Genomic DNA, 8022 nt, shown 5'->3' with positions numbered 1-8022 from the left:
CCTGTTCCACCGCCAGGCTTCCAATACTAAGCCCTGCTCAATGAGCAGGGCTTTTTTATTGCCTGAATTCAGCCAAGACTCAACAATGCACTTAATTCTTTGGTGGCTGGGCTAGCCCTCGCTGCTTGCCTGCATTTTATATTTCTCTTTTTCGAATGTTAGTTTGGCCGGCTCTACTGATAATGGCGGTGTCGCTTAACTATAAACCTAGGCTTGAAGACAACAATTACAGGGGCTTATGAATGGCTTTTATTGCTTAGAAGACGTTTGTTGCTAAGGGGGGGCGAAACTTTAGAAGAACTTTTTGTTGAATAAAAATTGAATACTCAGTCGCATAAAGCTTTCGTAACGATTCGATTTTTTCATTTTTTGAATTCTATAAATTTGAAGAAAAGGTTTGGAAAAGGTCTGTATTTCAACATTTTTGGTAATGATATATTTTTGATGTATTCAAAGATATCAATTCGAAGCTTAAAGCACTTTACATCAAAGCCTCCCTATAAGAGTTTAGTAATACGAAATGTGCCATGAATATCGTGGATTGCTCTATTTTGTGTAGCGTGAACTACATCACGGCTTGTAACGACTTAGTTTACTCAGCAGCTCTTGTGGTAATCCTTGAGTGACATGAGTCGGCTTTAGAATACCAATATTAGATTGACTGTTTATGCATATTGTCAATTAGGAAGATGAGTTGCTTAATTATTAAGTACACAACGTTTAGGGAAGTTAACAATGAGTAGTAAAAATTATTTTATTGGTGCAGCACTGTTAGTTGCGTCCGGCATGTCAATGGCTTCTACAGAAGTCATCGAAACCACTAGCTACGCAGACATTACTGCAAAACTAGCTAAAGAGCTGAAACAATATTCAGTAGATAAAACCTTGATCGTGATGGATATTGATAACACCATTTTAACCAGTAGCGTCGACCTAGGTGGTGATATTTGGTATCAATGGCAGCGTGGCAAACTTGATGTAAAACCAAGCGATGGGCAAAAGGTGTCTTGCCTATTTGAAGACGCTATTGGCCTATTGTACGAACTAAATCCTCAAGTACTGACTGAAGAATCTGTTCCTGGCGTGGTTAGCCAGTGGCAAAAAGATGGTTACACCATGTTTGCCTTAACCTCTCGTTCTCCAAAGTATCGTGCTGCAACCGAGCGCGAACTACTGAGCAAAGGTATCGATTTTGACGTAACGGCACTAGCGCCAAAGGGTGAAGAAACTCCGGTATATCGAGAAGTAACCAAGCGTGAACTTAGTTATTCCAAAGGTGTAATGATGACCACCGGAATGAATAAAGGCACGATGTTACAACACATCTTAGACAAAACAGGCCGGAGCTTCGATAAAATTGTATTTATTGATGACTCAGTCAAAAACATCAAAAATGTTGATGCCGCCTATAAAGACAGTAAAGACATTGATGTAAGCCTGTTCCACTACACCCGCATTGAAGACCAGCGTGAAGAGCAGTTTGGTAGCGTGCTGACGCAAGCTCAAGCCGATAAAATGGCGGCAGACTGGGCGCAGTTAAATGCCACTTTGAATAGCGTTTTTCCTGCTCGAGATTCAGGTAAATGCCTCAGCGTTAATTAATAGCGCCGCTTTAGTTTTATAGAGGCGGTGAAGTAAACCGCTTCTAAATAATCCCATTTATCCCTGACAAGCTTCCTTATTTATTTAAGGCGGTAGGGTTGGCTCGTCCCTATAAAGGACAATTTTATTACAGGAAGTGATTATGAAACGTACCAATTTATCTTTATTAGTTTGCTCGTTACTTGCCGCGAGTAGCGTCAATGCTGTGACTCTTTATCAAGGGGAAAACGGTGACAAAGTTGATTTAGTCGGTAGCTTTGAAGTGGGTGGTTATTTCGGAAAAGACTACAACGATAACGGCGAAAGATGGGAATACGACAGCTATTACACTGACGATACTTTTATGTCCTACGGTATTCGCGTTCAAACCGGACAGATCTACTCGCATTTAGACCTCGATTTTGAGCGCCAAACTTGGACTAAAGAAAATGAATTTCAAATGGTTTTGGACAAAGCCTATGTCGGTTGGCAGTTTGACAATGGTGACAAAATTGAGTTTGGCCGTACCGACACAGCTTACGATCACTATGACCAAATGGGTGATTTCTCAGTTGATGGTGCGGGTGAAGTGAGAGAAGCGGGTGACCAAGACGCCACACTTAAATACCGCGGTAGTTTCAACAACTTTAAATACGGTATTTCCTACTCTACCCAAGGCTGGGATCACTACAAGACTGATTCTCGAGTAGGCGAAGTGGTTAACGGTTACTTCGGTTACTTTGGTGACAACGTAGATGTATTAGTCGGGGCTGAAACCGTTGATGAACGTGGCGACATCTATTCATTACATGCGAGAGGCTTTGTTGGTCCAGTACGCCTAGGTGGCTTTATCTCTCAATACGATGCAGAGGAGAGAGAAGGTTATGATACTTCTGATGCCCTATTGTACGTTGCTTCGGTGGGTTATGACTTCAACGACAAACTGGCATTAAATGTCGTTTATACCAATGTTGACGTTGATACTGAAACTCGAGAAGTAGCTGATGACGGCTACCGTTTATGGATTGACGACTCATGGGTATCTGCAGGGCTAGTTTATAACTACCGTAGCAACATCAAAGTTAAAGTCGAGTTTGTCACTGGGGGCGAGCAAGGTAGCTACGGTTACAGCAAAGCTTACTACTGGTTTTAGTTAGCCAGTATCCGTTGTAGTACTAACAGCGGAAAGTTATTCGAGGAAGGATGCCTTGATAAGTATGCATTCTTCGAGTCATATCTCTTGCGGAGAGAAACATGAAGAAGTTTTATTATTCTGCAATTATGGCGGCTTTGTTACCAGTGATTTCACACGCTGATATTTACATATCGGAAGTGGTGGAAGGCTCGGGTTATAACAAGGCCATCGAAATTGCAAACAATGGCAGCTCGGCTGTCACACTAACAGGCTATCAATTAGCCAGTGAATATCAACAAAAATGGCAAAACCGTTATGATTTAAGCGGGGTAACACTGCAGCCTAATGAAGTATGGGTTATCGCTTACTATAAGAATGAAACAACCGCAGCTAGTGCTGAAATATTAGCCCTAGCTGACGCTACAAGTGATTCTTATTTGGTTAATTATAACGGTGATGATGGCTTGGCCTTGTTGTACAACGATGAAGCCATTGATGTGGTGGGTGACTTATACGATTTACAGTACAACAAAGATGTTACGCTGCAACGTTGTGATTTAAGCCCCAACCCGGTTTATAGTGAGTGGCAGTGGAAAGTTCTAGCTAAAAACGACATTAGTAATCTTGGCCAATTTAATGCGGCCGACGATAGCTGCGTAGCTCCGCCCGAGCCGACAGCTCCCGCTGAAGGCGAGTTTACTGTAGCAAGCATAATGGAGCTACAAGGAACAGGTAGTCGCTCTCCTGTATTGGAAGACGGTAGCTATACCTCCGATCAAGTTTACTTAGTGACTGGTATTGTTACTGCGATTCAAGCCGGCCGACTCGGTAATGATTTACCTACCGGTTACTTTATTCAAGATGCCGCCGGCGATGGTGACCCATTAAGCTCTGACGGTATTTTCGTAAAAGGTGATGTATCAGCTTTGCTTAACAGTGGTAGTGATGCTAGTCAAGCACTTACTGTGGGTGATGAGGTGCAAGTTTACGCTAAGGTGACTGAATCTTATAAATGGACTCAGCTGATCCCTGAGCAATCCGAAGGCTTTGATTTGACCTTTGTCACAGGCAGAACTGGAGAGATTGCCGCAACACCGCTACGAGTGTTGGAGAGCGATAAAACGATTCAAGATACCTATGAGCGTTACGAAGGCATGTTGACTCGAATTGATCAAGAGTCTGATATTGTTATCGCCCGTACTTTTGGTTTCGACTATGGCTCGTTCCGTAATAACATGATAGCTGCTCATGGCGGTTTGTTATTCCAACCTACCCAGAAGAACGCGCCTGGTAGTGAAGGGGCTCAAGCGGTTGTTGAGAGTAATGCACAGCGTCAATTGTATATCGAGAGCTTTGCAAAAGCGCCCAACGGTGTAGTGCCTTGGTATCCAGAGTTTGGCGATGATAGTGGTACAGGGACTAGCGATAGCTACCTACGTATTGGTGCGACTTTAGATGGCTTTGAAGGGGTGCTTACATACTCTTACGACGCCTTCCGTTTCTTCGTGACTAACGAAGTGGATAACAGCAACTTTATCTACACTCACGTGCCAGATCGTAGTGCGTCTCCTGAAGTGGACCGTGGTGACTTAACTATTGCCACCATGAACGTATTGAACTACTTCAACTCGCCGTTTGGTGGTGACGACAACCCACTAAATGATAATCGCGGTGCGCAAGCCTTTGATGAGTTCCAAGTTCAACGCTCAAAAATTGTCGCCGCCATCTTAGGTTTAGATGCTGATATCGTTGGCTTGATGGAAATTGAGAATAACGGCTTTGATAGTGACTCTGCCGTAGTGGACTTGGTTAGCGCACTGAACGAACAATTGCCAGCTGCGAAGCAATATGCGATTGCCAAACCGGCCGGCGCGAAATTTGTGGGTTCTGACGCCATTACCAGTATGGTGATTTACCGTAAAGCTAAAGTGGGTTTAGAGAAAATCGATGTTTTGGCAATGCCGCGTCAGGCAGTGCCAGAAGAAGATTTCCCGGTATATTTTGATGGTAAGTACGAAGATTTTCGTCCCACTACCAAATATATGCGTGATACGCTGATTCCGACTTTCCAAATCAATGGTCCAAGCGAAAAAAGCTTGTCGGTAGCGGTGAACCACTTTAAATCGAAAGGCAGTACTTGTTGGGAAGACTTACAAGGCGGTTACACCGACGACAATGGTCGCCGTATCTATAAGGTCGAAGATGCCGATCTACAAGGTAACTGTGAGGCCTTCCGTACAGCGGCAGCAAATTACCTAGGTGAACAGCTAAAAGAGTATCATGGTTACCGCGTTATCATGGGTGACTTAAATGCTTATGCTACTGAAGATCCACTATTGGTACTCACTAATCGAGACAATGCTCCCTCTGGTTATGCTGTAAAAGCCGGTCGTAACGTGAAAGTGGGCCGTGAAGAGCTTACCGGTAATGCCGGTGAAGTGGTGACTCACAGCTATGGCTACATCAATATCGTGCCAGAGCTACACCCAGATACTATCAGTTATTCGTACAACGAAATTGTTGGCACCTTAGACCACATCTTGATTTCGCCGGATTTACGCGGTTTTGTTAAAGATGCTGCGGATTGGAATATCAACTCTGCCGAGTCGACCTTGTTCCAGTACGAAAGTCAATATACGGGCGACTTAGCTAAGTATGCTGACCCATTCCGCTCTTCGGATCACGATCCTGCGATATTGAGCCTAGACATCATCGACGCTGTTGATAATAACCTTAGCCTAGCCGCTGCGGGAGATTTGATTGCTCTGCCTGCGACACCGGTGAACATGCCTTCGGCATCGTCGCCAAAAGAAGGCGAAGGTTATCGTGCGGTTATGGATCTTACTCAGGTGGGCGTGGGTTCATTGGCTGTGGGTGATACCGTGAGCTTGGTAATCTCTGATATGAATCGCAATGGTGTGGTGACTCAATCACAGGTAGCACATATTCAGTTAACTGAGCAACAAATCACTCGTGGTTGGGTAACTCATAGTTTCCAAGCACCTGTTGCTGGTGATTTTGTAGTAGAGACTTACTACAACGACGCTCGAACCTCAGAGCAGCGCTCAAGTGTGAGTGAAGCTGGAAGTTTTGGCGAAACCACCAGTGCTGGTTCTAGCGGACCATGGTTATTACTCAGCCTATTTGGCCTACTACTGTTCCGTCGCAGAAACGCTTAAATCAAGGATGTAGATGCAATAAGCAGCTTGGCTGCTTATTGCTGAAAAGGAAAACTATGAACATTTATAAAATTGCTTTAGTCGCCGCACCGCTGTTGCTAGCTGGCTGTGGCGCAGGGTCTGACAATCAAGACAATAAGGTCGATGGTAGCTTAGTTTTTACTACTGACCGTAATGCTTCTGAGTTGAGTTGGGTTATTACTAACAGCCGCCTTGAAGTGATTGCGTCGGGCAGTGGTTATGAAAACAGTTCTCACTATGAAATTGATTTTGGTTTTGACCCTGGTGGTTACCGTATCGATTTTAAAGATGAAACGGGGGATGGGCTTTGTTGTTCTTACGGTGAAGGCAGCATTGAATTTTATGTCAACGGTGAGCTGGTATTAAGTGACAACGGTGATTTCGGTGAGTTTACCGAACAGCTAAGCCAGACCTTTGTGGTGGGCGATTACCAAAATAGTTATGCAGCAGAGTTAGACGGTTATTACGCCGATGCTGATTTGCTCGATGGTTATTTATTAAAGACCGCACTGCATAAGATCATCAAACAAGGCCATACCGATCAAGGTTATGGCGGTGCATGGGATTTCTATTCCTTGGGTGGCTCTGAAGATCAGTATTACGAGAAAGATGGGTCGATTTTAGACATCTACTCGGAAGTCCCTAACGGTGAAGATCCTTATAACTATACCATTGGCGATGATCAGTGTGGTAATTACTCCGCTGAAGGCGACTGTTATAACCGTGAACATGTTATGCCAAAAAGTTGGTTTAATAATGCCAATCCTATGCATAACGATGTTCATCAGCTATATGCTACAGACGGTTATGTAAACAATGCTCGTGGTAATTTGCCTTACGGTGAGGTGGATGAATCTACGGTTGATTTCACATCACTTAATGGTTCTAAGCGTGGTCTAGGTCATGACGAATTGGGTTACCGCCAACCGGTATTTGAACCCATCGATGAGTTTAAAGGTGATATTGCTCGAGTATTCTTCTACATGGCTACGCGCTACGAAGATGTGGTTAACCCTGAAGGCACACGCGATGATTGGTTTGAGCAAAGTGATGAGGCTTATGGGGTGTTCCAGCAAAACAGTTCAGACCAAGTTTACCGTAGCTGGGTGATCGAATTGATGATGCGTTGGCACCTGCAAGATCCAGTTAGCCAACGAGAAATCGACCGTAACCAAAAAGCGTTTGAATTCCAAGGCAACCGTAACCCCTTCATCGATCATCCTGAATTTGTGAAGCAAATTTGGGGCAAAGAAGGCTTTGAATCAGCTAAGTTCTACTTTAACTAAGTCGATTGTGCAGTCATTAGCTGATTCATTGTTGTGCTGTTCACTATCTTGCTTTGTTGGTAGTGATAGCTTGTAAAAATGGGCTGGCTTGTTCAGTCCTGATTTTCCCTGTTTGAAATGGGCATCGGCATTTTGCCAATGCCCTTTTTTTGTTATTTAATTTGCCCTGCTGAGCCCTTTAGCTCTTACTCCTCAAGAACGACTATCCAAATGAGCAATTCCTAATAGAGCTAGGTGAGAAATGGCTATTAGTAGCCTGTTCAATAGAGCGAGCAAAAACGCTAAGTCTTAAGGCTTTACTGCTTAATTAAAAAGCATAGAGGCCACGCTAGGTGGCCTCATTTTAAGGAGGGGGATTAGCGGTTGCCTCTTACCCAAGGGCTTACTTGTTGTTGGTAAAATTGAGCCAGTTTGGCATGTAATTCTGGGCTCAATGGGGCTAACTCGGCATGGGCGGCATTTTGCTGAATTTGCTCGGGCTTACTGGCTCCGGCAATGATGCTGGTAACGGCGCTTTGATCAAGTAACCAGCGAATAGCTGCCTGCGCTAGGCTTAAGGATTCAGGCAGTATTTCACGAAGTTCATCCACTAGATCCAAGGCTTTATCTAGTGGAATACCGGCAAAGGTTTCGCCCACGTGAAAGGCGGCGCCGTCACGGTTATAGTGGCGATGGTCGGTTTCGGCAAATTGGCGTTGGCGGGTGACCGCACCGCTGAGTAGGCCACTGGCGTAAGGCAGGCGAACAATTATCCCTACTTGTTTTTCCGCTGCTTGCTGCAGTACTTGCTCTAGCGCGTCTTGTCTAAAGATATTAATAA

5 protein-coding genes are annotated in these 8022 nt (G+C 44.4%); 4 read left to right on the top strand and 1 reads right to left on the bottom strand.

Annotation, left to right across the window (positions count from 1 at the left end; translation table 11 throughout):
• The first annotated feature begins 735 nt into the window (after window positions 1-735).
• The 4 genes from ACQY6Q_RS11870 to ACQY6Q_RS11855 all read left to right on the top strand — a co-directional run bounded on the left by ACQY6Q_RS11870 (window position 736) and on the right by ACQY6Q_RS11855 (window position 7202).
• Window positions 736-1602: a DUF2608 domain-containing protein gene (locus ACQY6Q_RS11870; protein WP_427981693.1), complete on the top strand. Its 867-nt coding sequence runs from the start codon at window positions 736-738 to the stop codon at window positions 1600-1602.
• A 142-nt stretch (window positions 1603-1744) separates the two neighbouring features.
• A complete protein-coding gene (locus ACQY6Q_RS11865; RefSeq protein ID WP_427981691.1) occupies window positions 1745-2734 on the top strand; it encodes a hypothetical protein in 990 nt (329 codons plus the stop codon).
• A 101-nt stretch (window positions 2735-2835) separates the two neighbouring features.
• Window positions 2836-5895, top strand: a complete 3060-nt coding sequence (locus ACQY6Q_RS11860; protein ID WP_427981689.1) for an ExeM/NucH family extracellular endonuclease — start codon at window positions 2836-2838, stop codon at window positions 5893-5895.
• Between the two features lie 56 nt (window positions 5896-5951).
• The gene (locus ACQY6Q_RS11855; RefSeq protein WP_427981688.1) at window positions 5952-7202 is read left to right on the top strand and encodes an endonuclease; all 1251 of its coding nucleotides are present in this window, start codon (window positions 5952-5954) and stop codon (window positions 7200-7202) included.
• Window positions 7203-7558: 356 nt separating this feature from the next.
• On the opposite strand, the gene ACQY6Q_RS11850 is transcribed toward ACQY6Q_RS11855, so the two are convergent.
• The coding region (locus ACQY6Q_RS11850; RefSeq protein WP_427981687.1) for an aldo/keto reductase at window positions 7559-8022 on the bottom strand (464 nt) is incomplete at its 5' end.

Source organism: Agarivorans sp., assembly GCF_050295395.1.
In the GTDB taxonomy this organism is placed as follows: Bacteria; Pseudomonadota; Gammaproteobacteria; order Enterobacterales; family Celerinatantimonadaceae; genus Agarivorans.
This window is presented reverse-complemented; position numbering and strand designations above follow the sequence as displayed.